21 protein-coding genes and 1 tRNA gene are annotated in these 24,771 nt (G+C 61.7%); 10 read left to right on the forward strand and 12 right to left on the reverse strand.

Annotated elements, in window-relative coordinates; all coding sequences use genetic code 11:
• Positions 1-11: 11 nt before the first annotated feature.
• From MTP37_RS04060 to MTP37_RS04075, 4 genes are all read left to right on the forward strand, one after another.
• Complete coding sequence (locus MTP37_RS04060) at positions 12-1,313, forward strand: C4-dicarboxylate ABC transporter (RefSeq protein WP_249238310.1); 1,302 nt, start codon at positions 12-14, stop codon at positions 1,311-1,313.
• A gap of 185 nt (positions 1,314-1,498) precedes the next feature.
• The gene (locus MTP37_RS04065; protein ID WP_249238311.1) at positions 1,499-3,649 is read left to right on the forward strand and encodes a hydantoinase/oxoprolinase family protein; all 2,151 of its coding nucleotides are present in this window, start codon (positions 1,499-1,501) and stop codon (positions 3,647-3,649) included.
• Positions 3,650-3,668: 19 nt separating this feature from the next.
• Entirely contained in the window at positions 3,669-4,226 is a 558-nt protein-coding gene (locus MTP37_RS04070) for a hypothetical protein (protein WP_249238312.1), read from the forward strand.
• Positions 4,213-5,571: an FAD-dependent oxidoreductase gene (locus MTP37_RS04075; protein WP_249238313.1), complete on the forward strand. Its 1,359-nt coding sequence runs from the start codon at positions 4,213-4,215 to the stop codon at positions 5,569-5,571. Before MTP37_RS04070 ends, MTP37_RS04075 begins: the two co-directional genes overlap by 14 nt.
• A gap of 249 nt (positions 5,572-5,820) precedes the next feature.
• Here MTP37_RS04075 and MTP37_RS04080 read toward each other — a convergent pair.
• Positions 5,821-5,895: transfer RNA gene (locus MTP37_RS04080), tRNA-Thr, on the reverse strand.
• 262 nt (positions 5,896-6,157) lie between these two features.
• Here MTP37_RS04080 and MTP37_RS04085 point away from each other — a divergent pair.
• A complete protein-coding gene (locus MTP37_RS04085) occupies positions 6,158-7,069 on the forward strand; it encodes a LysR family transcriptional regulator (protein ID WP_249238314.1) in 912 nt (303 codons plus the stop codon).
• 85 nt (positions 7,070-7,154) lie between these two features.
• On the opposite strand, the gene MTP37_RS04090 is transcribed toward MTP37_RS04085, so the two are convergent.
• A complete protein-coding gene (locus MTP37_RS04090) occupies positions 7,155-8,024 on the reverse strand; it encodes a patatin-like phospholipase family protein (RefSeq protein WP_249238315.1) in 870 nt (289 codons plus the stop codon).
• Positions 8,025-8,249: 225 nt separating this feature from the next.
• On the opposite strand from MTP37_RS04090, the gene MTP37_RS04095 reads away from it, so the two are divergent.
• Entirely contained in the window at positions 8,250-8,843 is a 594-nt protein-coding gene (locus MTP37_RS04095; protein ID WP_249238316.1) for a xanthine phosphoribosyltransferase, read from the forward strand.
• A gap of 249 nt (positions 8,844-9,092) precedes the next feature.
• Here the strand turns inward: MTP37_RS04095 and MTP37_RS04100 are convergent, their stop codons facing one another.
• Entirely contained in the window at positions 9,093-10,982 is a 1,890-nt protein-coding gene (locus MTP37_RS04100) for a peptidoglycan D,D-transpeptidase FtsI family protein (RefSeq protein ID WP_249238317.1), read from the reverse strand.
• A gap of 102 nt (positions 10,983-11,084) precedes the next feature.
• Between MTP37_RS04100 and MTP37_RS04105 the strand changes: the two genes are divergently transcribed.
• The 4 genes from MTP37_RS04105 (at position 11,085) to MTP37_RS04120 (ending at position 15,543) form a co-directional block, all read left to right on the forward strand.
• Positions 11,085-12,239: an FtsW/RodA/SpoVE family cell cycle protein gene (locus MTP37_RS04105; RefSeq protein ID WP_249238318.1), complete on the forward strand. Its 1,155-nt coding sequence runs from the start codon at positions 11,085-11,087 to the stop codon at positions 12,237-12,239.
• Between the two features lie 153 nt (positions 12,240-12,392).
• On the forward strand, positions 12,393-13,697 hold the full coding sequence (locus MTP37_RS04110; RefSeq protein ID WP_249238319.1) for a UDP-N-acetylglucosamine 1-carboxyvinyltransferase: 1,305 nt from the start codon (positions 12,393-12,395) through the stop codon (positions 13,695-13,697).
• A gap of 108 nt (positions 13,698-13,805) precedes the next feature.
• A complete protein-coding gene (gene ftsZ, locus MTP37_RS04115) occupies positions 13,806-14,972 on the forward strand; it encodes a cell division protein FtsZ (protein WP_249238320.1) in 1,167 nt (388 codons plus the stop codon).
• Between the two features lie 31 nt (positions 14,973-15,003).
• Complete coding sequence (locus MTP37_RS04120) at positions 15,004-15,543, forward strand: hypothetical protein (RefSeq protein WP_249238321.1); 540 nt, start codon at positions 15,004-15,006, stop codon at positions 15,541-15,543.
• A gap of 181 nt (positions 15,544-15,724) precedes the next feature.
• On the opposite strand, the gene MTP37_RS04125 is transcribed toward MTP37_RS04120, so the two are convergent.
• The 9 genes from MTP37_RS04125 to MTP37_RS04165 form a co-directional block, all read right to left on the reverse strand.
• The gene (locus tag MTP37_RS04125; protein ID WP_249238322.1) at positions 15,725-16,306 is read right to left on the reverse strand and encodes a hydrolase; all 582 of its coding nucleotides are present in this window, start codon (positions 16,304-16,306) and stop codon (positions 15,725-15,727) included.
• A gap of 2 nt (positions 16,307-16,308) precedes the next feature.
• Positions 16,309-16,530, reverse strand: coding sequence for a YdbC family protein (locus MTP37_RS04130; RefSeq protein WP_120079997.1), 222 nt, complete (start codon positions 16,528-16,530; stop codon positions 16,309-16,311).
• 93 nt (positions 16,531-16,623) lie between these two features.
• On the reverse strand, positions 16,624-17,064 hold the full coding sequence (locus MTP37_RS04135) for a hypothetical protein (RefSeq protein ID WP_249238323.1): 441 nt from the start codon (positions 17,062-17,064) through the stop codon (positions 16,624-16,626).
• A gap of 232 nt (positions 17,065-17,296) precedes the next feature.
• Complete coding sequence (locus MTP37_RS04140; protein WP_249238324.1) at positions 17,297-20,101, reverse strand: AAA family ATPase; 2,805 nt, start codon at positions 20,099-20,101, stop codon at positions 17,297-17,299.
• A complete protein-coding gene (locus MTP37_RS04145) occupies positions 20,098-21,240 on the reverse strand; it encodes an exonuclease SbcCD subunit D (RefSeq protein ID WP_249238325.1) in 1,143 nt (380 codons plus the stop codon). The genes MTP37_RS04140 and MTP37_RS04145 overlap by 4 nt, the downstream gene beginning before the upstream one ends.
• A 284-nt stretch (positions 21,241-21,524) precedes the next feature.
• On the reverse strand, positions 21,525-21,995 hold the full coding sequence (locus MTP37_RS04150; protein ID WP_249238326.1) for a peptidoglycan-binding domain-containing protein: 471 nt from the start codon (positions 21,993-21,995) through the stop codon (positions 21,525-21,527).
• 52 nt (positions 21,996-22,047) lie between these two features.
• A complete protein-coding gene (locus MTP37_RS04155) occupies positions 22,048-22,677 on the reverse strand; it encodes a stage II sporulation protein R (RefSeq protein WP_249238327.1) in 630 nt (209 codons plus the stop codon).
• A 306-nt stretch (positions 22,678-22,983) separates the two neighbouring features.
• Positions 22,984-24,345 carry a PFL family protein gene (locus tag MTP37_RS04160; protein WP_374121318.1) on the reverse strand — a complete coding sequence of 454 codons (1,362 nt, stop codon included), beginning with the start codon at positions 24,343-24,345 and terminating at the stop codon, positions 22,984-22,986.
• Between the two features lie 24 nt (positions 24,346-24,369).
• Positions 24,370-24,639, reverse strand: a complete 270-nt coding sequence (locus MTP37_RS04165) for an ACT domain-containing protein (protein WP_249238329.1) — start codon at positions 24,637-24,639, stop codon at positions 24,370-24,372.
• Between the last annotated feature and the right edge of the window lie 132 nt (positions 24,640-24,771).

Genomic DNA, 24,771 nt, shown 5'->3' on the forward strand with positions numbered 1-24,771 from the left:
GGAGCAGAACTATGTTACAAGGCATTCTGATCGTTGTGGCATTCCTGGTCGTCGCGGCATTGATGATGACCAAGAAGATCCCTACTCTGCTGGCGCTTCCTTTGATGGCTGTCGTCATCTGCATCATCGCCGGTGTGCCGATGTTCGGCAAAAACGCGGACGGCGCAGAGATCGGCTGGCTGACCACCGTGTTTGAAGCCGGCACCGTCCGTATGGGCAGCGCCATCATGGCAACCATCTTTGGTGCATGGCTGGGTCAGCTGATGAACAAGACCGGCGTCACCGAGAACATCATCAAAAAGAGCGCTGAGCTGGGCGGCGACCGTCCGCTGGTAGTCACCCTGATCATGGTTGTGGCCACCGCTGTCCTGTTCACCACCCTGAGCGGTCTGGGCTCCATCATCATGGTAGGCTCCATCGTGCTGCCCATCCTTATCTCTGTTGGCGTGCCCGCTGCAAGCGCAGCCTGCATCTTCCTGATGGCATTCACCACCGGCCTTGCCTGCAACATTGCAAACTGGAAGAGCTTTGCAAGCATCTTCTCGCTGGACATCGCCGACATTCAGGGCTTTGAGATCTACCTGATGGCAGCGACTGCCATCGCCACCCTCATCATGGTCATTGTGGAGTTCAAGCGCAACGGCATCAAGTTCGCATTCTCCGCTCCCGTGGACAACACAAAGCCCACAAAGCAGCTCACCGGCGTGCGCGGCGGTCTGGCCATGATCACCCCGCTGATCCCCATCGTGCTGGTCGCCTTCCTGAAAGTGCCTGTCACGCCTGCATTCACCGTTGGCATCATCTGGTGCCTGCTCTTCACCTCGCAGAGCTTCAGCAAGGCCATGAACCAGATGACCAAGACCTGCTACGACGGCATCACCGATGCAGGCCCCGCCGTCATCCTGATGGTCGGCATCGGCATCCTGTTCCTGGCTGTCACCAACGCAAGCGTCAAGGAAGTTCTGAACCCGCTGCTGCTGGCCATCGTTCCCACCAGCCGCGTGCCCTACATCATCTTCTTCGCCATTCTGGCACCTCTGGCGCTGTACCGCGGCCCCATGAACATGTTTGGCCTCGGCTCCGGCATCGCAGCGCTGATCATTGGTCTGGGCACCCTGAACCCGCTGGCTGTCATGGCTGCCTTCCTGGCGGCTGAGCGCATCCAGTGCGGCGGCGACCCCACCAACACCCAGAACGTCTGGACCGCAAACTTCTGCGAGGTGGACGTGAACACCTGCACCAAGAAGATGCTGCCGTATCTGTGGGCAGTGTCCATCGTCGGCGTCATTCTGGGCGCGATGCTCTACTTCTGAGTTGTTTTCTCCCCCACAAGCCGTCTGCAGCGGGCTGTACGCAGCCCGCTGCATGGGCGGTCCGAGTATCCCGCGCGTTTGTCGTTCCATCTTCGCGAGATGCTGGGACCGCCCATTCTTATACCCGGATCTGCCCGGGCTCGAAAAGCAGCAAAGAAGAAGGAAAAACAGGAGGTTTTTGCTTTATGAAAGTCCGTATCGGAATTGATGTTGGTGGTACCTTCACCGACGCCGTTGCCATTGATAACGAGACCTTTGAGGTCGTTGGAAGCGTAAAGGTCCCCACCACCCATACCGCCGCCGAGGGCGTTGCTGCCGGCATCGTACAGGTGCTGCACAAGGTCATGGAGCAGTGCGAGATCCGGCCGGAGGATGTTATCTTCATCGCCCACGGTACCACGCAGGCCACCAACGCCCTGCTGGAGGGCGATGTGGCCCCCGTCGGCATCATCACGCTGGGCAGCGGCCTGCAGGGCGCAAAGAGCAAGGGCGATACCACCATGGGGGACATCGAGCTGTCTGAGGGCAAGTACTTGCGCAGCTGCAACGAATATGTGGACACCAATACACCGGATCTGGACGGCAGCATCCGCGCGGCTATCCAGAAGCTGCAGGAGCAGGGGGCACAGACCTTTGTTGCCGCCGAGGCCTTCAGCGTGGACGACCCGAAGAACGAGAACCGGGTGGTGGAGATTTGCGGTGAAATGGGCCTGCCTGCCACAGCGACCAACGAGATCTCCAAGCTGTACGGTCTGAAGGTCCGCACCCGCACCGCCGTGATCAACGCCAGCATCATGCCCAAGATGCTGGATGCCGCCACCATGACCGACCAGAGCATCAAAAATGCGGACATCAAGAGCCCGCTGATGGTCATGCGCTGCGACGGCGGCGTGATGACCGTGGACGAGGTGCGCAGCCGCCCCATCCTGACCATCCTCTCCGGCCCTGCCGCAGGCGTTGCCGGTGCTTTGATGTACGAAAAGCTGACCGATGGCCTGTTCTTTGAGGTGGGCGGTACCTCTACCGACATCTCCTGTGTCAAGGACGGCAAGGTGATGATCAAGTACGCCGAGGTGGGCGGCCACAAGACCTACCTGAACAGTCTGGACGTGCGCACCGTCGGCATCGGCGGCGGCAGCATGGTGGAGGTGAAGGACGGCAAGGCCTGCGATACCGGCCCCCGCAGCGCCCACATCGCCGGTCTGGACTATGAGGTGTTCACCGATGCCGACAAGATCCAGAACCCCCGTCTGGTGCCCGTGAGCCCCATGCCCGGCGACCCGGAGTACGCCAGCATCGAGTGCGACAACGGCGTCAGGGTCTGCCTTACCATGTCCGGCGCTGCCAACATTGCGGGCTACGTCAAGCCCGGCGATTATGCCTATGGCAACGTGGAAGCCGCCCGCAAGGCATGGAAGCCGCTGGCAGACAACATGGGCTGCACCGTGGAAGAAGCTGCCCGCAAGGTGCTGGGCTTTGCCGCCGCCAAAAACAGCAGGGTAGCTGCCCAGCTGATGAAGGACTACCACATGGATCCCCAGCACACCGTGTTCGTGGGCGGCGGCGGTGGCGCTGCCAGTGTGGTGCCGCATCTGGCCGAGACCATGCATCACAAGAGCCGGCTGGCAAAGAACGGCCCGGTCATTTCCACCATCGGCGTGGCATTGGCCATGGTGCGTGATATGGTGGAGCGCAGCGTTTCCAACCCCACCGACAATGACATCATCAGTGTGCGCCGGGAGGCCGAGCAGAAGGCCATCCGGAACGGAGCCGCGCCCGGTTCTGTGGAAGTGACCGTGGAGGTGGATACCCAGCGCAACGTGATCCGCGCCATCGCCGTGGGTGCTACCGAGCTGCGCAGCAAGAACCGCAGCGCCGAAAAACTGACCGAGGACAAGCTGCTGGAACTGGCGGCAGAGAACCTGAGCATGGACCCCAAGGCCCTGCATATCGCAGCCAGAAGCGAGAACATGTGCGCAGTGACGGCGGATAAGGTGGAGAAAAAGCTGTTCGGCCTGATGAAAAAGACCTCTCATCCGCTGCGCCTGATCGACGAAGAGGGGGTCATCCGCCTGCAGAAGGCCAACGCCACGGTGCGTCAGGCCGATATCAGCAGCTGGCGTGATGCGGTCGCCTATATGCTGGAAGAGCTGACCGTCTACAACGATGGCGGCACCAACTACCCCAATGTATACATCGTGCTGGGCAAGCGCATCATCGACCTGTCCGGCATGTCCAGCGAGGAGCAGATCTACAGCCTTGCCAATGTGGAGCTGAACGGCTACGATGCCAAAACTCCGGTCATTGTGGCTGCGACCCTGCGCATCGATTCCTGACCGACCAAAGGAGGCTGCCATGTCGTCTTATGCACTGCCTTTTCCCGGCCGTGATCTGGCGGAAAAAGAGCTTTCCTACGACCCGTGCTGCCCCCGCATCCCGGAGGCAGACCGCGCCCGCATCGTGGATGCCGCGTGGGAAAAAGGCTGCGCCGCGGCAAGGGATGTCTTTGCACAAAGCGGCGGCAGTGCAGACTTTTTTGCCATCTGCAAGGCAAACGGGCTGACGGTGGTGGAGCGGGACATCGACTTTGTTTCCGGCAACCAGCGCTATTTCAGCGACTATGTGGCGGGCAAAAACTGCGTCACCCTCTATCTCAGATCGGTGGAACTGTGGGCGCAGCAGAACAAAATGACCCGCATGGAAGCGGAGAACCTGATCCTCAGCCATGAATATTATCACTTTCTGGAGTGGAACAAGCTGGGCCTGACCAGCCGGGACTATCAGGTGCCCATGATCAGCATCGGCCCGCTCCGTCTGGGCAAGACCGGCATCCGTGCCCTTTCCGAGATCGGCGCACACGGCTTTGCCCATACCTATCATCAATTGTTGGAGGCGCAACATGGAAAGCATTGAATATCTGGGCAGGCAGCTGCCCCTTCTGGGCCACTATGATACTGTTGTGGTGGGCGGCGGTGCTGCCGGTGCCGCAGCCGGCATCCGCTGCGCCATCGACGGGCAGAAGGTCCTGCTGGTGGAAAAGGGGGCGTTTCTGGGCGGCACGGCTTCCCGTGCGCTGGTGTGCCCCATGATGCCCACCTATGTGGAACATCTGGATGTGCTGCACAGGGTAGAGGAGACCCTGAACAGGCACGGCGTCACCACCCGTGACGGCATTACCACAATGATCTGGTTTGCACCGGATCAGCTCAGCGATGCTTTTGAGGAATTGTATGTCAGCAACGGCGGCAGGCTGCTGTATGACGCCACACTGGTGGATGCGGTGTGCGAGGACAAGCACATCCGGTACATCGTGGTGATGACCGTGAACGGTCTGCAGGCCATTGCAGCCGGAAACTTTGTGGATGCTACCGGTGATGCTGTGCTCACCCGCATGGCTGGCGTGCCCACCAGCTCCGGCGATGAGAACGGGGACAATCAGGTCAGCAGTCTGCGCTTTATCATGGGCGGCATCGACGTGGAAAAATACCGCGAATATGTGCTGTCTCTGCACGACGAGTTCTCTCCCCTCAAGACCGGCTATTTCTTCGAGTCTGCCATGGTGGCAGGACGCAGCTTCAAGCTGGAGCCCATCTTCCGCGAGGGCGTAGCCGATGGCTTGCTCACCGAGGAGGACCTGCGCTATTACCAGTGCTTCAGCCTGCCCAATAAGCCCGGCTGCATGGCCTTCAACTGCCCGCATCTCCCCAGCCTGAAGCAGAACACCGATGCATTGGCCCGCTCTGCCGCCATTGCAGAGGGACACGAGAAGATCGGCCGTCTGGTACGTTTTCTGCAGGCAAAGATGCCGGGCTTTGCGCACAGCTATCTGCTGCAGACAGCGGACATGCTGGGCGTGCGCGAGAGCTGGCGGCTCAAGGGCAACTACCTGCTGACCGAGGAGGACTACACCCGGCAGGCGCGCTTCCCGGATGGTCTGGTCAAGGGGGACTGGTACATTGATGTGCACTCCAACAAAAAGGGACTATTCCACCAGAACACCTACCAGCACGGCGATTACTACGAGATCCCTTACCGCAGCATGGTTACGGACGAAGCCGAGAACCTGATCGTGGCGGGCCGCTGCATTTCCACCACCTTCCTGATGCAGGCCAGTGTCCGCATCCTGCCCACGGTCATTGACATGGGCGATGTGGCGGGCAGCGCCTGCACGCTGGCGCACACCACCGGTCAGCCGCTGTGCAAACTGGATGGCAGCAAGCTGCGCCGGTTTGAACCGACCTCATTGCCGCAAAAGTGAAAGCGCCGGGTATGCCCGTCTTTGCCGAAGGGCTGAAAGTGCGTGCCGCGCAGCGGCACAATGACATAAAAAATCCCACCAGATGACGATCTTCGCCGTTTCTGGTGGGATTATTTTATGGGGAGCTGCTGTGCCGACAGAGACGAACCTGCCAAGCTGTCGCACTTTCCGGGCGTTTCACAACGCATAGAAAAGCAAAAATCCCACGATACACGCCGTTGTTTTAACGGTATATCGCAGGATCTTTCTTGGAGCTGGTGACAGGAGTTGAACCTGCAACCCACTGATTACAAATCAGTTGCGCTGCCATTGCGCCACACCAGCTTATTCAGGACGGCAGAAGATCACCGTCCTGAAATAGGATAGCAGAAATCGTGCAGATTGTCAATATCCATGCGGGAAACTTTGTCACGGCAGATCCTGCCGGCCCGAAAACGCTGCGGTTCAAAACGGACTTGAGGGGCTTTTGGATTTCCCTCTTGCAAATTTTGATTTTGGTGTTATGATACGAGAAGATACAGGATGTGTAAAATGAATCCTGCACATGGCAACAATATCTTTTTTACATGAAATGGGAGGGCGCTCCATGTACGTGGACTGGGAATATTATAAGATCTTCTACTATGTGGCAAAGTATCAGAACTTTACCAAGGCCGCGCGGGTGCTGGGCAGCAATCAGCCCAACATTACCCACGCCATGAACCGGCTGGAAAGCCAGCTGAATTGTGTGCTGTTCATCCGCTCCAACCGCGGCGTTACCCTGACGCCGGAAGGAGAGCTGCTCTATTCCCGCATTGCATCGGCGGCGGTGCAGATCCAGGATGCGGAGGAAGAGCTGAGCGCCAGCGCTACGCTGGAACACGGAGCCATCAGCATCAGTGCTACCGAGACGGCCCTGAACATCTATCTTTCGGAGAAGCTGCGCGCCTTCCACACCGAGTACCCCGGCATCCGGCTGCGCATTTCCAACCACTCCACGCCGCAGGCCGTGCAGGCTGTGAAAAACGGCGAGGTGGATTTTGCCGTTGTATCCACCCCGGCAGAGGTGGACGGCAGCTTGAAAATGGTGGAGCTGAAAGCATTCTACGAGGTGCTGGTGGGCGGCAGGACTTTTACGGCCCTTGCCAGCCAGAACCTGAGTTTGAAGGAGCTGAAAAATTATCCGCTGATCTCGCTCAGCGATACAAGCATGACCCGCAGCTTCTACAGACAGTTCTTTCTGGAGCATGGCGCGGTGCTGAAGCCGGACACCGAGGCCGCCACCACCGACCAGATGCTGACATTGGTCAAAAGCGAACTGGGCATTGCGTTTGTGCCGGAACCCATGGCAAAAGAACTGCTGGAACGCGGGGAGCTGGTGCAGCTCCATCTGCAGGAGATCATCCCGGAGCGCAGCATCTGTCTGGTGTATGACCGCCACCGCCCGCTGAACACGGCGGCGCGCAAGTTCCAGCAGATGCTTACAAAGTCTGCCATCGGCAGGCCGGCAGCCCAGTAATGCAGCATGCGGCAAAAGCTGTCCGTGCAAAAAAACAGGGTGATGCCCTGCACAAGTGCAGAGACATCACCCTGAAAGGCGGCTGTTATTCCTCGGCAGCGGCCTTGGATTCATTTACGAATGCGGCGATCTTGTCCACCTGAATCTCGGCCACGGCACGGCCGGTGTCGTAAACACGGCGCAGCTGGGCTGCATCGCGCTCCATGGAGCCGATCTCCAGCGGGATGGGCGGGCGGATGACGAAGGCTTTGCCCGTCTGTTCCAGCATGGAAACATGGGCAAGGGTCTCGTTGTAGCGCTCGTGGCGGTCGGCCACGGCATCCACGAAGGCCGGATAGCGCAGGTAACGCGCCCGGATGGCGGGCAGCATCTTGTTTTTCTTCTTCACAAAGCCCTTGGGCTGGGTCAGCACGATCAGGTTGCGCTTGTAGCCGATGGACTCAAAGAACCGCACCGGGATGGAATCTGCAATGCCGCCGTCCAGCAGCTGGTAGTGGCCGATCTTCACGATCTTTGAGGCCAGCGGCATGGAGGCCGATGCCTGCATCCACTGGATGTCCTCGGCGTCGCCGGTGCGGCACTTGTGATAGATGGGGTCGCCGGTGCGAACATCGGTGCACACCACAAAAAAGTCCATGGGGTTCTCCCGGAAAGCCTTGGAGTCAAAGATGTCCAGCTTTTCCGGTACGGTGTGGTAGCAGAACTGCTCGCTGTACAGATTGCCGGTGCGCAGCAGGTTGCCAAAGCTGGCATAGCGCTTATCGGTGCAGTATTCCGTGTTGTAGCGGATGGTGCGCCCGATCTGGTGCGACTTATAGTTGCAGCCGAACACTGCACCGGCAGAAACGCCGATGGCACCGTCCAGCACGATGCCGTGCTCCATCAACACATCCAGAACACCGGCGGTGAACATTCCGCGCATGGCGCCGCCTTCCAGCACAAGTCCAGTTTTCATACAGCTCTCCCTCTCCGCAGTACCGGCACACAGCTGCCGGACAACCCTTTATACTAATTCTAGTATACTCAATTCTGCAAAAAGTACAAGGGCCGAAAGGGCTGAACTTTGGCAAGAAAAGCTCTTGCCAAAGCAGGATGCATCCGGTATACTATATGAAATAAAAAACATGTGTGCCGGAGAGTGCACGGAGATGGAAAATAGACTTGGAGGAACTGGTTCGCTATGAAGATGCTGGAAGAACGTATCCGCAAGGATGGTATTGTACGCGAGGGCAACGTGCTCAAGGTAGACAGCTTTATCAACCACCAGATGGATATTCCGCTGTTCCGTGAAATGGCAAAGGAGTGGAAGCGCCTGTTTGCCGGCAAGACCATCAACAAGGTGCTCACCATCGAGGCCAGCGGCATCGGCATTGCAGCCGTGGTGGCAAGCGAGTTCAATGTGCCGGTGGTGTTCGCCAAAAAGTCTATGAGCATCAATCTGGACTACGATAACTACGAGACCAAGATCCAGTCCTTCACCCACAAAAAGATCTACAACGTCATCGTCTCCAAAAAGTTCCTCACGGCAGAGGATCATGTGCTAATCATTGACGACTTCCTTGCCAACGGCTGCGCTCTGATGGGCCTGCTGGATCTGGCCAAGGAAGCCGGCGCCACCGTGGAAGGCATCGGCATCGCCGTGGAAAAGGGCTTCCAGCAGGGCGGCGAGCTGATCCGCAGCAAGGGCATCCAGCTGGAAAGCCTTGCCATCGTGGACTCCATGAACAGCGAGACCGGCGAGATCGTCTTCCGCGACCAGCCGCACCAGAATTAAAAACCATTTTGCATTTCAGCGTAACGGAACGTCTGCGGACGTTCCGTTATTTTTTGCAGCTGAACAGGAGTATTTGCCGCGCTCCGCGGATGTTTCCGCAGGAAACCAGCGCGGCAGCAGCCGCTCCCGGTCACGACCCCTCCTGTGAAAATGCGTTTGGAGCGCTCCGCAGAGCGCGACAAACGCGAAATTATAAATAAATTTTCCGCTGAATATGAGCAAAGCGCACGCGGCGCGCATTCCAAATCGTCACGCCCCGTCAAAGCTGTCACCGTCTGCGGGCAGGTCTGCGGCGGTCTGGGCGGGACCGGCATCCGCTTCCGGTTCGGCGGCGCGGGGAACGCCCCGGTACACCAGCGTCTGTTCCAGCACCTCGGCGCACACGGGGGCCGAAAGACTGCCGCCGGCAGTGGTCCAGCTGTGGGGCTCATCCAGACAGACCAGACACAGAAACTGCGGGTCATCGATGGGGGCCACAGCCACAAAGCTGGCAATGCGGGCTTTTTCATCGGCGCTGTCCAGCTTCTGGCTGGTGCCGCTCTTGCCGCCCACCCGGTAGCCCCGGATCTGGGCATAGCGCCCACCGCCGTTCAGTACCACGGCCTCCATCATGCCGCGCATGATCCGGGAGGTCTCCGGCCGGATGACCTCCCGCCTGCACACCGGGTCGATGTGCTGCAATACGCTGCCGTCCGGGTTCAGGATGTCGCTGACGAGATAGGGCTGCATGAGCTTTCCGCCGTTCACCACGGCGCACACGGCTGCGGCCATTTCCATGTAGGAGATCTTGCTGCTCTGGCCAAAGGCGCAGGACGCCAGCTCCACCGGGCCCATGCGGTCGGCGGTGTAGTACAGGCTCTTTTTCGGCTCGGCGGGCAGGTCGATGCCGGTGGGCTCCCGCAGACCAAAGGCGGCAAAATAATCGCAGAAGGCCTCTTTGCCCAGCCTGGCCCCGATCTGGATAAAGCTCTGGTTGCAGGAGTTTTCCAGCGCCTGCGTCACAGTCTGGCTGCCGTGGCGCTTGTGATTGGCACAGTGGAACCGGGTGCCTGCCACCGAGATGGAGTCCCCGCAGTAAAAGGTGGAATGGGGGCTCACAGCCCCGGCATCCAGCGCAGCGGCGCAGGTGATGAGCTTGAACACGCTGCCCGGCTCGTACAGGTCGCTGACGGCTTTGTTGCGCCACTGGGTCTGCTGGGCCAGCTGCAGCGCCGCCGTGCGCTCTTTGCCGGAGAGCGCGTCCACCCTCTGCCGGGCGGCGTCGTCGTAAATGACGCGGGGCTGGTTGGGGTCGTAGGCAGGGGTGGTGGACATGGCCAGCACCGCCCCGGTGTTCACGTCCATCACGATGCCCACAGCCCGTGCCGCCACATGGTGCTCCCTGACGGCATAGGTCAGGGCATTTTCGAGGTAGTGCTGGATGCTGGCATCGATGGTCAGCCGCAGGCCGCTGCCTTCCAGCGGCACCCGCTCGGTCTCGTAGCTCTGTTCCAGCGTATAGCCCCATGCGTTCACGGCGGTGAGCACTACACCGTTCTGCCCGGTGAGCACCTCGTTGTACTTGAGCTCCAGCCCGCTCACACCGGCGTTGTCTACGTTGGTAAAGCCCAGCACGCTTGCAAGAAACTCCCCCTGCGGATACCAGCGTTTGGAGTCCTGATTGATGCGGATGCCGGTGATGCCGTTTGCTTCGCAGAAGTCCCGCACCCGGTCGGCGGTGTCCCGCTCCACACGGTAGCGCAGCAGGCAGTCGTTGGAGCGGCGGTCGCTGAACTTTTCCAATAATGCGGCTTTGTCCAGCTCCAGGATTTCCGCAAGGCCGTCTGCGGCAAGGCGAAGCTTTTCTTCCGGCATTTCACGCGGGGAGGCCCGCAGGGTCCAGCAGCTGCTGTTGGCGGCCAGCAGCGCGCCGTCCGCACTGTAGATGCGGCCCCGGTCGGCGGGCACCACGGTGTCCCGCAATTGCTGGCCCAGCGCACGGCTGGTGTACCAGCTGCCCGTAAATAATTGCAGATATGCCAGCCGTGCGGCCAGCCCTGCAAAGCAGACGCAGCACAACAGGGCGGCCACCAGCCGTGCCCGGGCACGGAATGCCCGTTCCGGCAGGGTGCGCAGGGGCCGTGGCTCCGGTTTTGGCATGGCGGGCACCTCTCTTTCAAATGGAATGTATGCGCCGGTGCGCCGGGCCTATGACTAACCGGCACCGCCGCCGCGTACAATAAGGGAATGGAGGTGATGCAGATGCCGAAAGCCGCAGCCCACGGGGTGCACACCCACAAAGGGCGGGGCCTGCCGCTGCGCCGTCTGCCAGCCATGGACCTGCCCTTTCTGGTACTGGTGCTCACGCTGGTGGGGTTCGGCCTTGTGATGCTGGGCAGTGCCAGCAGTGCCGTGGCACTGTACCGGAGGAACGATGCCTTTGCCTACCTGCGGCCCCAGCTGCTGTATGCGGCGCTGGGCATCGGGGCCATGTGGGCGGCCAGCCGGGTGGATTACCACATCTATCATAAGCTGGCATGGCCGCTGCTGGGGCTTTCCATGGTGCTGCTGACAGCGGTGCTCTTTATGCCGGAGTACAACGGCTGCAAACGCTGGCTGGTGCTGCCGGGCCTTGGAACGCTGCAGCCCAGCGAGATCGCCAAGTTTGCGGTGGTGCTGGTGTTTGCGCATATCATTTCCCTCAATCACGACCGCATGGGCAGCTTTGCAGTAGGGGTGCTGCCCTTTGCGCTGGTGCTGGGGGTGGTGGCAGTGCTCATGCTGCTGGAACCGCACCTCTCCGGCACGGTGCTGATCCTGTGCATTGGTGCGGTGCTGATGTTCGTGGGCGGCACCGGGCTGCGGTGGTTCGTGCTGGCGGCGGTGGGCGGCGCAGCGGCCATCGGTGCGGCCATTGCCATCATGCCGGACCTTGTGCCCTATGCAGCCAGCCGCCTGAGCTCATGGCTGGACCCCTTTGCGGACCCGCTGGGGGACGGCCACCAGACCATCCAGAGCCTGTACGCCATCGGCAGCGGGGGCGCAGCGGGGCTGGGCCTTGGCAGCAGCCGCCAGAAGCACCTGTTCGTCCCCGAGCCCCAGAACGACTTTATCTTTTCCATCCTGTGCGAGGAGCTGGGCTTTGTGGGGGCCTGTGGGGTGATCCTGTTGTTTGCGCTGCTGCTGTGGCGGGGCGTCACACTGGCGGCCCACGCGCCGGACCGGTTCGGGGCGCTGCTGGTGGTGGGCTTTGTGGTGCAGGTGGCCCTGCAGGCGGTGCTGAACATGGCCGTTGTCACCAACACCATCCCCAACACCGGCATCAGCCTGCCGTTTTTCTCCTCCGGCGGCACCAGCCTGATGATGCTGCTGGGCGAAATGGGCATCGTGCTGTCGGTGTCCCGCGGAGAGATGTAAAACCGGACGTTCCGCGTCTTAAAGCGGTATGCTCCGGCCCCGGAACTGCTACAAATGACCCGACAAATAAAACACAAGCCGCAGAACAAATAGAAACAAACTGCCCTCGTTCCGCATAGCATGAGGTATCTTTTGCGGAACGGGGGTTTTTGCATGGGCGGAGATCTGATCATTACAGGCGGTGTGCCGCTGAACGGTACGGTGCGCATCCCTGCAGCCAAAAACAGTGTCCTGCCGCTGCTGGCGGCGTCCCTTCTGTGCAGCGGCACGGTGCGGCTGCTGGCGGTGCCGCAGCTTGCGGATGTGGACGCCAGCCTTGTCCTTTTGCGGGGTGCAGGCTGCACGGCCCGCTGGCAGGGCAGTGACATCACGGTGCAAAGCATGCCGTCGGTCTGCCGTCTGGTGCCAGAGGCCGCAGCACAGATGCGGGCGTCCATCCTGTTCTGCGCACCGCTGCTGGCACGGCTTGGCCGGGTGGAGACTGTTCTGCCCGGCGGGTGCCGCATTGGCGCAAGGCCCATCGACCTGCATCTTTCCGGCCTTACGCAGATGGGGGCACACTGCTGCGAGGAGGGAACACGGCTGATCCTGACCGCCCCGGCGGGGCTGCGTGGTGCGGACATCACGCTGGGGTTCCCCAGTGTGGGGGCCACCGAAACGCTGCTGCTGGCGGCTGTCTGCGCACAGGGCGAAACCGTACTCCGTGGTGCGGCGCGGGAGCCGGAGATCGTCGATCTGGCGGCATTCCTGAACCGCTGCGGTGGCTGCGTGCAGGGGGCAGGCACCGGCACGGTCCGGGTGCAGGGACGGCGGGTGCTGTACGGCTGCAGCTTTGCGCCCATGGCAGACCGCATCGTGGCCTCCACCCTTGCCTGTGCCTGTGCGGCGGCAGGCGGCAGGGTGGAGCTGACCGGCTGCGCGCCTGCAGTTTATGCGCCGCTGCTGGAAATTCTGGCACAAATGGGGTGCGGCATAGAAACCGGGCCCGAAAGTGCGGTCATTGTCCGGTCCGGTGCGCTGCATGGGGCGGGCAGGGTGTTCACGGGGGTGTATCCGGCACTGGCCACCGACGCAGCCCCGCTGCTGGCGGCAGCGATGCTGTGCGCCGACAGCGTGAGCAGCATCGAGGATGTGGTGTTTGAGCGGCGGTTTGCCTGCGCAGATGGGTTTGCGGCCTTTGGAGCGGATGTACAGGTGCAGCAGCGTACGCTGCACATCCGGCCGGTGCGGCAGCTGCAGGGCGCGGAGGCGGCGGCCCCGGACCTGCGCGGCGGGGCAGCGCTGGTGATCGCGGCGCTGGCGGCAAGAGGCCGCAGCCGCATTGCAGACACCGGCCATATCGACCGCGGATATGCCTGTTTTGTGCAGATGCTGGCGGAACTTGGGGCCCAAATTGAGCGGGAAATGCCGTGCGGGAGCACCTGTGAGAAAAAAACACCTTCAAAAAAGCAAATTTGACTTGCATTCAGGGCAAAAAGATGATACGATACAGTTATATAAATGTAAACAGGATACTTTCTGTGCGTTCCGCGCACTTCTAGATAAAATCCGATGGAGGACAAAGTTATGGCACTCATGCTCGATGAAGAAATGGACGAAAACGTTACGACGATCAAGGTGATCGGTGTTGGCGGCGGCGGCGGCAACGCAGTCAACCGCATGGTCAGCGATGGCCTGCAGGGCGTTGAATTTATCGCAATGAACACCGACCAGCAGGCTCTGGCCAAGAACCACGCTGCCACCAAGGTGCAGCTGGGTTCCAAGCTGACCAAGGGCCGCGGTGCAGGTGCGGACCCGGAGATCGGCCAGCGCGCTGCCGAGGAGAGCAAGGACGAGATCGCAAATGCACTCAAGGGCTCTCAGATGGTCTTTATCACTGCCGGTATGGGCGGCGGCACCGGCACCGGTGCGGCTCCCGTTGTGGCCGAGGTTGCCCATGATCTGGGCATCCTGACCGTGGGCATCGTCACCAAGCCCTTCTCCTTTGAGGGCAAGCGCAAGATGGGTCTGGCAGAGCAGGGCATTGCAAACCTGCTCATGCATGTGGACAGCCTGATCGTCATCCCCAATGAGCGACTGAAGATGATCAGTCAGGAAAAGATCACCCTGATGAACGCCTTCCAGGCAGCAGACAACGTGCTGCGTCAGGGTGTTGAGTCCATCTCTGCTCTGATCAATGTGCCCGCCTTCATCAATCTGGACTTCGCCGATGTGCGCTCCATCATGAAGGATGCCGGTTATGCACACATGGGCGTGGGCAGCGCAAAGGGCGCAGGCAAGGCCGAGAACGCCGCCAAGGCTGCCATTTCCTCTCCGCTGCTGGAGACCAGCATTGCCGGTGCACACGGCGTGATCATCAACATCACTTCCAGCCCGGATATCGGTCTGGAGGATGTGGAGACCGCAGCAGGCCTCATTACCCAGAGCGCACATCCGGATGCGAACATCATCTGGGGTACTGCGTTCGATGAGAACCTCTCGGACGAGATGCGCGTGACCGTTGTTGCCACCGGTTTTGACAACAAGAGCGCAAACGACCTGCGCAGCAGCATCAGCAATGCCATGGGCGGCGCACAGTCCACCCCGTCTGCAGTGTTCAGCAGCGAGGCTGCAGCGCAGGAACCTTCTGCCGCAGCACCGGCTGCTTCCGCTGCTGCAAAGCCGGTGGAAGAGGATAACAGCGACAATGGCTATTACGATCAGCTGATGGCCATGCTGAACAAGCGCAGATAAAACCAGGATAATAAGCATACAGGCGTAACGGATGGATCGGAGGGACACCATGGCGCAGGGCAGGCAGCAGAACAATGGTTCGCGGCAGCGCTGTGCCCAGTCTGCCGCGGCAAAGGCTTCGGCAGAGCCGCCCAAAGCGGTGTGTGCCCAGCTGGAACAGCTGAACCGCAAGCTGGCAGCTGCCAGTGCGGAGATCCTCCGCTACCAGACCCGTCTGTTTGCCTGCGAGCGGCAGATGGCGGCACTGCGGCAGGAGAATGCCCAGCTGGAAGCGGCCTGTGAACAGGCGCGGCAGGAGGCTGAGTGCGCGGGCGCTCATGCAGAGCAGCTGCGTCAGGAGCTGGCCCGCCATGCGGAAGCTGTGCGGCCTGTGCCGGTTGCGGCACATACGCCCCCGCAGCCGGAACCATCGGCTGCCCAGAGCCCGCGGCCGGAGCCGGAGGCCGAACAGCGCCCGCAGCCCGAGCCGGAGGCCCCACAGCCTGCTCAGCCGGACTGGAAGCCTCAGACCAGATTGGAGCACCTCTCGGTGGAGCTGATGAACTGGTTCGACGATATGATGGGCGCATAATGCGCTGGCTGGGATGCTCCGCTTCTGCGGGACAGGAACCGAAATAAAAAAGGGACTGCTGCACCGGATGGGGTGGCAGTCCCTTTTTGCGCTCATCCGTCCCGCAGGCGATCCGATTTAAAAAGCCCGGACAGGCACAGCAGAGAAAACTGCGGCCTGTCCGGGCTTATTCTTTGCGGTTTCAGCGCACCGCGCTGGTGCGGTGCTCCATCAGATAGGTGGCTTCCAGATCAGCGATGTGCAGCTTGACGGCAAGGGGATACTTGTCGTAGGCTTCCGAGATGGCAAAGCAGCCGCCCCGGGCCGCATCGTCAAAGCCGCCCATGTGCCAGCGGATGGCAACAGCCTCCTCGACCCGCAGCTTCATGAACCGCTCAATGAGGAATACGCTCTTTTCGCCGTGGCCGTAGGGGAACAGATCCTCCACGCTGTAGCTGGGCACCTTTTCCCACTGGCCGGTGGCTTCGTTTTTTACGTTGCGGGTGCCGGGCTTGTAGTAGTTGGCCTTGCACAGGTCGTGCAGCAGTGCACAGATGGCAAAGCTCTCCTCGTTGTCGCCCTCGGCAAAAAAGGTGTCGTGCAGCGCGTGATAGACGTTCAGGCTGTGCATGCACAGCCCGCCCTCACAGGCACCGTGGAACCGGGTGGATGCCGGTGCCGTGAAGAAATCCGTCTTGTGGTCCAGCCAGTCCAGCAGCTTTTCGCTGCCGGGGCGGGTGACGTGCTGCTTCCAGATCTGCAAAAACTCTTCGCGGTCGCCCATGCTCACAGCTCCAGCTCGTCCAGCAGGCCCTTGAGGATGGCCATTTCGTCATGGCTCAGGGAAATGCCCTTGCCCATGCGGGTGCCGTCCGGGGACCAGTCGCGGATGTCGTATTTGGGCTCGCCGTCGTTCCAGCTGATGAGGTTCAGCTGACGCTCCCAGCCGCGGGGACGCTCCGAGAGCACTGCAATGCGCTGAACTACTTCGTATTTGATCTCTGCCATGATGCAAAACCTGCCTTTATCTTTGTTTGCTACCATAATAAGGGAAGCGGACGAAGATTTCAACAGGTAGAGCGAAAATAATTTGAAAAATTTTTAGCCATAGGGGGATTCTTCCCGCCAGTCCACAAGTTCCAGCACGGCGGCGGTGTCCTCATCCGGGGCCGGATGGCGGGAGTGGGTGTGCTGGCCGGTGCTGAACAGCCCGGGGGCATAGTGGGCCATCACGCTGGTCTGCACGTCTCCGGCTAAAAAATCTTTGGCGTTTTTCTGGCGGCAGGCCACAGGAGTGCCGTCGGTCATGGGCACACCCTGCGGGGTGCTGCCGGTGTCCGGGTGGGGCGTCTGGCCCGGCGTTTCAATGTGCGGCGGCACCTGTGTGCCGGGGGCAGTGGGGTCGCCGGGCGGCAGGATGACGGGGGCCTCCGGCTCTTTGCCCAGCGGCGGGCTGCAGCGGGAGCAGCTGTTTTCCGGTGCGGAAGAAGCACCGGGCTGCTCGTCCATCTCGTGGCGGATGAAGGGCGTGAGAGAGTTCATTGAAAAAATCACCTCCGCCCATAGGATGCCCAGCGAAAAGGAAATTTATTTGGCAGGGCAGGCCATCGGGGAGCTTTCCTGCTGTCAGGGCAGCGGGCTGGTAGTTTCTCTGAGGACCGTCCGCTGGGGTGGGACCCTGTTGCCCGCAGGGCAATAGGGCGGGCGATGGAATGGCCCGAACTCGTGTCCGAAGAGAAAGCTACCGGCACACTGCCCCAGAGCACCTGCCTTGTTACACGATCAATTCTACGGTAGAGCCGCCGGTGCGGGCTTTGCGCACCACCACCTGCCGGTCGATGCGGTCCTTCAGGGCGCTCACATGGGAGATGATGCCCACCAGCCGGTCGCCCTCGGTCAGCCCCGCCAGCACCCGCATGGCCTGTTCCAGCGATTCCTCGTCCAGACTGCCGAAGCCCTCGTCCAAAAAGAGGGTGTCCAGCCGGATGCCGCCTGCGGCGCTCTGCACCTCGTCCGAAAGGCCCAGCGCCAGCGCCAGCGAGGCCTTGAAGCTCTCGCCGCCGGAAAGAGTCTTGACATTGCGGCGGGTGCCGTTGTAGTGGTCGATGACTCCAAGATCCAGCCCGGACTGGCTGCGCTGGTTCTCTGCCCCGATGCGCTCCAGCTCGTACTGCCCGGCGGTCATCTGCATCAGGCGGGTGTTGGCATGGCGCAGGATGCGGTCCAGATAGTTCATCTGGATATAGGCTTCCAGCCGGATCTTCTGCTTGCTGGTCAGAGTGCCGCCTGCTGTGGCGGCAAGGGCGCTCACCCACTGCCAGCGCTGTTCCAGCTGGGTGCGGGCGGCAGCGGCTGCGCGGTATTTTTCTGCCGCAGCGCTGTTGGGCAGCAGCTGTGCTGCCAGCTGCTGTTCCTGCTCGCGCAGAGCGCTCCGGGCAGCGGTGAGCCGGGTCTGCCGGGCCTGCAGATCTTCCAGCGGCTGTGCGGGCACGGCCTGTGCTGCGGCGGTCTGCTGCGCCTGCAGGGCATCCACGGCGGCCTGCGCGGCGGCCTGCGCCTGCTCCGCCCGCTTGAGGGCAGCCTGCGCCTGCTCCATGCCGGTGCGCAGAACGGTGCGGCGGGCTTCCAGTGCATCCAGCGCGGCCTGTGCTTCGGTTCGCTGGGGATAGGGCAGGGCAGAACGCTGCCCGGCGATCTGCTGTTCCAGTGCGTCGGCCTGTGCGGCCTGTGCGGCGGCAGAGCGGTCTGCCTCGGATGCCGCCTGTTCCAGTGCCGGGCGCTGGCGGGTCCTCGTCTGCCGGTCGGCCTCCAATGCGGCGCGGCGGGTGCAGTCGGCTGCGGCCCGGCGCAGGGCGGCGGTGCATTCGGATTGTGCCGCGTGCAGGGCGGCGGTCTCCTCGGCAAGCACGGCGCTCATTCCCTTGAAGGTCAGCTGCACCGGGCCGTCGGGCGCGGTGAACCGTTCGGGCAGAAGGTCCTCGGCATCCCGGCGCAGAGAGCGGCGGGCTTCCTCTGCGGCAGCGTTGGCGCTCTGTGCGGCGGCGCTGGCATTCTGGGCAAGGGCATCTGCGGTCTCGGCCTCCTGCTTGGCAGCGTCTACCTGTGCCTGCGTGGGGGCGGTGCGGGGCAGCTGGGCTTTGGCCGGGTGGTGGGTGCTGCCGCACACCGGGCAGGGAGCACCCTCGGTCAGGCTCTGGGCCAGCAGCCCGGCCTGTGCGTCCAGAAATGCCCGGTCCAGTGCATCCCGGCGGGTGTGCGCCTGCGCCTTGGCTTCGGCGGCGGCGCGGTAGGCCTCCTGTGCACGGTGGGCCTTCTGGGCCAGCTGCTGGCAGGCGGTAAGCCGCTGGGTCAGGGTGGAAAGCGCTGTGCCGCGCTGGGCCAGCTCCTTTTCCTTCGTTTCCAGCGCCAGCCTGCGGGTGGAAGCGTCGGCCAGAGCGTCCAGCTCCTGTTCATCGGCAGCAAGATTTGCAGCCAGCTCTTCCAGCTGGGCGCGCTTTTGTGCGGCCTGCGCCCGGGCCAGCTGTGCGGCGTCCCGGGCAGCGCTCTGCTGGCGGCAGAGCCGTTCCAGCTCGTCATAGGCGGCAAGGGCAGCTTTGGCCTGTGTGGCCTGCCCGGCCAGCAGGTCCAGCTGTGCGGCATCGCCTGCATGACGGGAGCTCTCGGCCCGGGCGGCTTCCAGTACGGGCTGCGCGGCGGCAAGGTCGGCCTGCTTTGCGGCCAGCTGCTCTGCCAGCTGCCGGGCCTGCTGTGCCGCACCCAGCTGCTGCTGCATGGCGTCCAGCTGCGCTTCGGTGTCCTTCAGGGCGGCAGCTGTGCTTTCCTGTGCGGCCCGCTGGCGGGCCAGCAGGGCGTCCAGCAAAGCAAGCGCGGCATCCGGCTCAGTCTGGGCGCTCAGCGCGGCAAGAGCCGCGGCGTCCGGATCATCGGGGGCGTACTGGATGCCGGAGAGCAGGCTGTCCAGCTTTGCATTCTGGGCGGTGCGCTGCTGGCTGAGGGCAGCGCTTTCGGCCTGCAAGCGCTCCTGCAGGCGGGCGTAGCGCTGGGTGCGGAACAGCTTGCGGAAGATGCGGCTGCGCTCCTCGGTGGAGGCGTTGAGCAGCCGGGTGAACTGTCCCTGTGCGATCATGGCGATCTGGCAGAACTGGCTGTAATCCAGCCCGATGATCTCCATGACGGCGGCGGTCACATCCTTGGCTCTGGTCACCGGCGGACGGGTGTCGGGGAAAGTGAGGACGGCATCCGCCTTCTCGGTGGTGAAGCCCTCGCCGCGCACCTTGGGACGGGTGTACTCCGGGTTGCGGCGCACGGTATAGCGCTGCCCGTTCACCTCAAATTCCAGCTCCACAAAGGTGGGCGTTCTGGGGTCGGCATACTTGCAGCGCAGCATGGCACCCTCGCGCACACCGCCGCTGGAATGGTCGTACAGGGCGTATGTAATGGCATCGAACAGGGTGGTCTTGCCTGCGCCGGTGTCGCCGGTGACAAGGTACAGACCGCCTTTTCCCAGTTTTTCCAGTTCCAGCACGGTCTCGCCCGCATAGGGGCCAAAGGCCGAAAGGGTCAGCCTGAGCGGTCTCATGCGTCCTCGCCCTCCTTCCAGATCTCCTCAATGAGCTGCTGGCAGAATGCCGCCTGCGCAGCGGTCAGCGGCTGGTTGTTCTGCAGCTGGTAGAACGCCGAGAAGTGCTCCAGCGGGGTGATGCTCTCGGCGCGCTCCGGTGCGGTGATCTGCTGATCTTCCCGGGTGCGGAGGTTGTCGTAGTCCAGCCGCATCAGGTTGGGGTAGATCACCCGCAGGCGGGCCAGCGCGTCCGGCACATCCTGCTCGTCGGTCAGGGTGATGTGCAGGTAGTCGTCCACGGCGGTGTCTGCGTAGCGGCGGCGGTCGGTCAGCTCCATGTAGCTGCCGCGCACCTCCCGCAGGTCGTGCTTCGGGGTGAGCGTCGCGGTGGTGATGGACACTTCGCCCTTGGGGCCAAGCTCCACAAAGCAGGCGCTTTTGTGCTGCCGGGCCTCCGAGAAGGAATACTTGAGCGGGGTGCCGCAGTAGCGCACGGTGTCGCGGCCCACCTTCTGGGGGCTGTGCAGATGGCCGAGGGCCACATAGTCAAAGGCATCGAACAGGCTGGCGTCCACGCTGTCTACGCCGCCCACCGACACCTCCTCGCTCTCGCAGCAGGCAGCACCGGCCACGAACTGATGGGCCACCAGCACGCTGCGGTGCGCCGGGTCCGGCGGGCAGTGGCGCAGCACGCAGGCAAGGGCGTCGTTGTAGGTCTCCACGGGCTCGTCCGGCCAGACATGCCGCACCATGGCGGGCTTGAGGAAGGGCAGAAGGTACACGTCCAGCGTGCCGTACTCGTCGGTGAGGGGGATGGACACCGGCGCACCGGAGAACACCGGGCTGACGTACACCCGGCTGTTTTGCAGCAGGGCCGCGCCGAAGGCAATGCGGTCGGCGGAGTCGTGGTTGCCGCTGATGGCGAACACCGGCAGCTGCCGCTCAGCCAGTTGGGTGAGGAACCAGTCCAGCAGGCGCACGGCCTCGGCAGGGGGAACGGGCTTATCGTAGAGGTCGCCCGCCAGCAGCACACCGTCCACGGGCGTGCTGTCCAGCAGGGAGAGGATCTGTTCCAGAATGTACCGCTGGTCGTCCAGCATGGAGAACTCGCACACCCGCTTGCCCAGATGCAGGTCGGAAAGATGCAGAAAACGCAAACGGAAACACCGCCTTTTCAGAGTTTTCTTTATTATACAGCAGGGCGGGGGTGGGGGCAAGGAAAACAAAAAAGGGAAACCCTCTCAGTCAATGCTTCGCATTGCCAGCTCTCCCGAAGTGCGGGCTTTTATGCATCAGGAGGCAAAGCGCAGAAGCCGCTCTTGAAAATGCTGCCGACGGTTACGGCTCCAACTGTGAAAAAGTGGATCGGAAACAACCGCCGTTGTTTCCGATCCACAAATAATAAAAGTTTATTCCGCATCGTTTTACGACCTGCAAATGATCAGAACATCTTCTCCCACGTTTCTTTGCCGACCGCGCCGTCGGCGGCAAGGCCGTTGCGGCGCTGGAACCGCTGCACCGCTGCAGCTGTGGAAGCCCCGAATCTGCCGTCTGCGGTCAGCCGCTCGCCCAGAGAGTTGAGCTTCTGCTGCACCAGACGCACTGTGCCGCCGGAAGAGCCGCTGCGCAGGGCAATGCCGGGGTAGGGCACATGCAGGCCGTGCTTGGCCGTGTAGCGGGTGTAGAGCACGTTCCATGTGTTCGCGCCCACCTTGCCGTCCACATTCATCTTGTTTTTCAGTTGGAACTCCTTCACGGCGTTCTCGGTGGAAATGCCGAATTTTCCGTCGGTCTTCAGCTCGCTGTACCATGTGCAGGCGTCGCGCACACCGTTGAGCCAGGTCTGCACAAGGGCTACGTCCGGCCCGGAGGAGCCACGCTGGAGCAGGGAATAATAAGCAGGGATCGCCATAGTGGATAACACACTCCTTTCGCCCTATGCTATGCGGCGAAAGCGCCGGGCGTTACCCAAGCAGCACCACGTCCTCCCGGCAGGCGGTGCGCTGCTGCACCCATTCCACCAGCCGGAGCCGGAGAATATAGTTCCCGCAGACGAGGTCGTTTTCGGCGGGCCGGGCGTAGCCCCCGCAGGCAGAGCGGCACAGGCCCGGGTAGAGCACGCACCACCAGTTGCGGCCGGTGCCGGAGCCGATCTGGATGCGCAGCGCGTCGTACCGCCCGGCAGGCAGGATGCCCGAAGCGTAGCGCCGGGTGTCGAAGTACATGTTCACCAGCTGCACCCGCACCGGGGCGCGGATGTTCAGCTCTGCCAGCGCGTGCCGGGCCGTGAGCTGCAGTTCGAACAAATGCCGCGCCGCCCAGCAAAGGGCGTCAGGCTTGCTTTCGGCAGGGCAGGCGGCGTCCAGATAGGCCAGCACGGCGTCCCGCACATGGAGCTTTGCGCTCTGGCTGGCGATGGAATCGTTCTCGGGCCGGATGTGCAGCCGCAGGGTGTCGGCGCACACCAGTGCCCCGGTGTCCAGCTGGGTGCGGCCCCATGCAAATGTCTGCCATGCGCCGCACAGGGCAAGGGCGAGAAACAGGCCAAGGCAGAGCAGAGCCATCTGAGCGCGTGTAAGCATTCTGGATAACATAAAAACAGACCCTTCTTCTGGAAATGTTATCCAGAGGATGGGCCTGTTGAAAAGGTTTTATGCACAGGCGGCCTCATGTGGCCAGAGAAACCCTATGATACACAGGGAGCTTGGCCACATGGGGACTTGAACGAAGAAAATGCACATTTATCTTACGGAATAACAACAGATTTCTTCAAGTGGCCAGATTGGCCACATGGTAAAAATAACGTATCAATGAAATAAAAAACCAAGTGGCCAAATAATTCAAGTTATAATAAAGTAAGATACTCTGGTCGGCGGCCAAATTTGGCCACATGGGCATTTTCAGTTCTTCAGCGACTGCATGGGGGCAGGCAGTCGACCGCCGCGGTTGATGAACACGGACGGGTCGTGCTGGTTCACGGCCATGATGGGGCCATAGCCCAGCAGACCGCCAAAGTCCAGCACCTCGCCGGCCTTGCGGCCAATGGCGGGAATGACGCGCACGGCGGTGGTCTTGCTGTTCACCATGCCGATGGCGGCTTCGTCGGCGATCAGGGCGCTGATGACGGCCGGGGTGGTGTCGCCCGGGATGATGACCATATCGATGCCCACCGAGCAGACGGCGGTCATGGCTTCCAGCTTTTCAATGGTCAGGCAGCCGATCTCGGCGGCGTGAATCATGCCGGCGTCCTCGCTGACCGGGATGAAGGCACCGGACAGACCGCCCACGTGGTTGGAGGCCATCACGCCGCCCTTCTTCACGGCATCGTTCAGCAGGGCCAGACAGGCGGTGGTGCCGCAGCAGCCGCAGGTCTCAAGGCCCATCTCTTCCAGAATGTTGGCCACGCTGTCGCCAATGGCGGGGGTAGGTGCCAGCGACAGGTCGATGATGCCGGCGGGCACGCCCAGAGCCTTGGAGGCAAGGTTTGCCACCAGCTGGCCCACACGGGTGATCTTGAAGGCGGTGCGCTTGACCAGCTCTGCCACCTCGTCGATGGGGGCATCCTTGGGCAGGCGGGCCAGTGCGGCGCGCACAGCGCCGGGACCGGAAACGCCCACGTGGATCTCACAGTCCGGCTCGCCGGGGCCGTGGAATGCACCGGCCATGAAGGGGTTATCCTCCGGTGCGTTGCAGAACACCACCAGCTTTGCGGCACCGATGCACTGACGGTCGGCCGTCAGCTCGGAAGCCTTCTTGACGGCCTCGCCCATGAGCTTGACGGCGTCCATGTTCAGGCCTGCCTTGGTGGCGCCGATGTTCACCGAGCTGCACACGATGTCGGTCTCGGCCAGCGCACGGGGAATGGACTCGATCAGGCGGCGGTCACCGGCGGAGAAGCCCTTGTGCACCAGAGCACTGTAGCCGCCCACAAAGTTGACGCCCACCTTTTTGCCGGCGGCATCCAGGGTCTTTGCAAAATCCACGGGGTCGGCATCCGGGCAGGCGCCCAGCAGCATGGCGATGGGGGTGACACTGATGCGCTTGTTGATGATGGGGATACCATACTCGGCGCTGATGTGCTCCACGGTGGGCACAAGGCTTGCAGCCTTGGTGGTGATCTTGTTATAGATGTTCTCGCACGCCTTCTTCGGGTCCGGGTCGATGCAGTCCAGCAGGCTGATGCCCATGGTGACAGTGCGCACGTCCAGATTGTCCTGAGTGAACATCTCGATGGTCTCGAGGATGTCACCGGTATTAAACATACTCATTGCAGTGTACTCCCTCCATCAGATGGTGTGCATGGCGTCAAAGACTTCCTGACGGGTCACGTTGATCTGCATCCCCATCTCGGCGGCCAGTGCATCGCAGCGCTTGTGCAGCTCTTCGTGGCTCACATTGCACTTGGAGATATCCACCAGCATGATCATGGCGAACATGCCCTGCAGGATGCTCTGGGTCACGTCCTCGATGTTGATGTTCAGTTCGGTGCACAGACCGGCGACCTTGGCAACAACGCCCACGGTATCGTGACCAATGACGGTAATGAATGCTTTCATCGTTTCCACCCTCGTTTTCCTTTTGATGAACGGTGCCGCAAAAGCTCCGGCACACTCTTACCCTTCCAGTATAGCAGATTTGGCAAAATTTGAACACACTTTTTGTAAAAAAGAACAGACACGAAGGGAAAA

Source organism: Faecalibacterium sp. HTF-F, assembly GCF_023347535.1.
In the GTDB taxonomy this organism is placed as follows: Bacteria; Bacillota; Clostridia; order Oscillospirales; family Ruminococcaceae; genus Faecalibacterium; species Faecalibacterium wellingii.

What these genes read in the sequence shown, in the direction of transcription:
- MTP37_RS04120 (WP_249238321.1), top strand. Translation starts at nt 15,004, where the DNA reads ATGGATCGGAGGGACACCATGGCGCAGGGCAGGCAGCAGAACAATGGT.
- MTP37_RS04100 (WP_249238317.1), bottom strand. Translation starts at nt 10,982, where the DNA reads ATGCCAAAACCGGAGCCACGGCCCCTGCGCACCCTGCCGGAACGGGCA.
- MTP37_RS04090 (WP_249238315.1), bottom strand. Translation starts at nt 8,024, where the DNA reads ATGAAAACTGGACTTGTGCTGGAAGGCGGCGCCATGCGCGGAATGTTC.
- ftsZ (WP_249238320.1), top strand. Translation starts at nt 13,806, where the DNA reads ATGGCACTCATGCTCGATGAAGAAATGGACGAAAACGTTACGACGATC.
- MTP37_RS04125 (WP_249238322.1), bottom strand. Translation starts at nt 16,306, where the DNA reads ATGGGCGACCGCGAAGAGTTTTTGCAGATCTGGAAGCAGCACGTCACC.
- MTP37_RS04165 (WP_249238329.1), bottom strand. Translation starts at nt 24,639, where the DNA reads ATGAAAGCATTCATTACCGTCATTGGTCACGATACCGTGGGCGTTGTT.
- MTP37_RS04110 (WP_249238319.1), top strand. Translation starts at nt 12,393, where the DNA reads ATGGGCGGAGATCTGATCATTACAGGCGGTGTGCCGCTGAACGGTACG.
- MTP37_RS04150 (WP_249238326.1), bottom strand. Translation starts at nt 21,995, where the DNA reads ATGGCGATCCCTGCTTATTATTCCCTGCTCCAGCGTGGCTCCTCCGGG.
- MTP37_RS04075 (WP_249238313.1), top strand. Translation starts at nt 4,213, where the DNA reads ATGGAAAGCATTGAATATCTGGGCAGGCAGCTGCCCCTTCTGGGCCAC.
- MTP37_RS04105 (WP_249238318.1), top strand. Translation starts at nt 11,085, where the DNA reads ATGCCGAAAGCCGCAGCCCACGGGGTGCACACCCACAAAGGGCGGGGC.
- MTP37_RS04135 (WP_249238323.1), bottom strand. Translation starts at nt 17,064, where the DNA reads ATGAACTCTCTCACGCCCTTCATCCGCCACGAGATGGACGAGCAGCCC.
- MTP37_RS04070 (WP_249238312.1), top strand. Translation starts at nt 3,669, where the DNA reads ATGTCGTCTTATGCACTGCCTTTTCCCGGCCGTGATCTGGCGGAAAAA.
- MTP37_RS04155 (WP_249238327.1), bottom strand. Translation starts at nt 22,677, where the DNA reads ATGTTATCCAGAATGCTTACACGCGCTCAGATGGCTCTGCTCTGCCTT.
- MTP37_RS04130 (WP_120079997.1), bottom strand. Translation starts at nt 16,530, where the DNA reads ATGGCAGAGATCAAATACGAAGTAGTTCAGCGCATTGCAGTGCTCTCG.
- MTP37_RS04140 (WP_249238324.1), bottom strand. Translation starts at nt 20,101, where the DNA reads ATGAGACCGCTCAGGCTGACCCTTTCGGCCTTTGGCCCCTATGCGGGC.
- MTP37_RS04065 (WP_249238311.1), top strand. Translation starts at nt 1,499, where the DNA reads ATGAAAGTCCGTATCGGAATTGATGTTGGTGGTACCTTCACCGACGCC.
- MTP37_RS04160 (WP_374121318.1), bottom strand. Translation starts at nt 24,345, where the DNA reads ATGTTTAATACCGGTGACATCCTCGAGACCATCGAGATGTTCACTCAG.
- MTP37_RS04095 (WP_249238316.1), top strand. Translation starts at nt 8,250, where the DNA reads ATGAAGATGCTGGAAGAACGTATCCGCAAGGATGGTATTGTACGCGAG.
- MTP37_RS04085 (WP_249238314.1), top strand. Translation starts at nt 6,158, where the DNA reads ATGTACGTGGACTGGGAATATTATAAGATCTTCTACTATGTGGCAAAG.
- MTP37_RS04060 (WP_249238310.1), top strand. Translation starts at nt 12, where the DNA reads ATGTTACAAGGCATTCTGATCGTTGTGGCATTCCTGGTCGTCGCGGCA.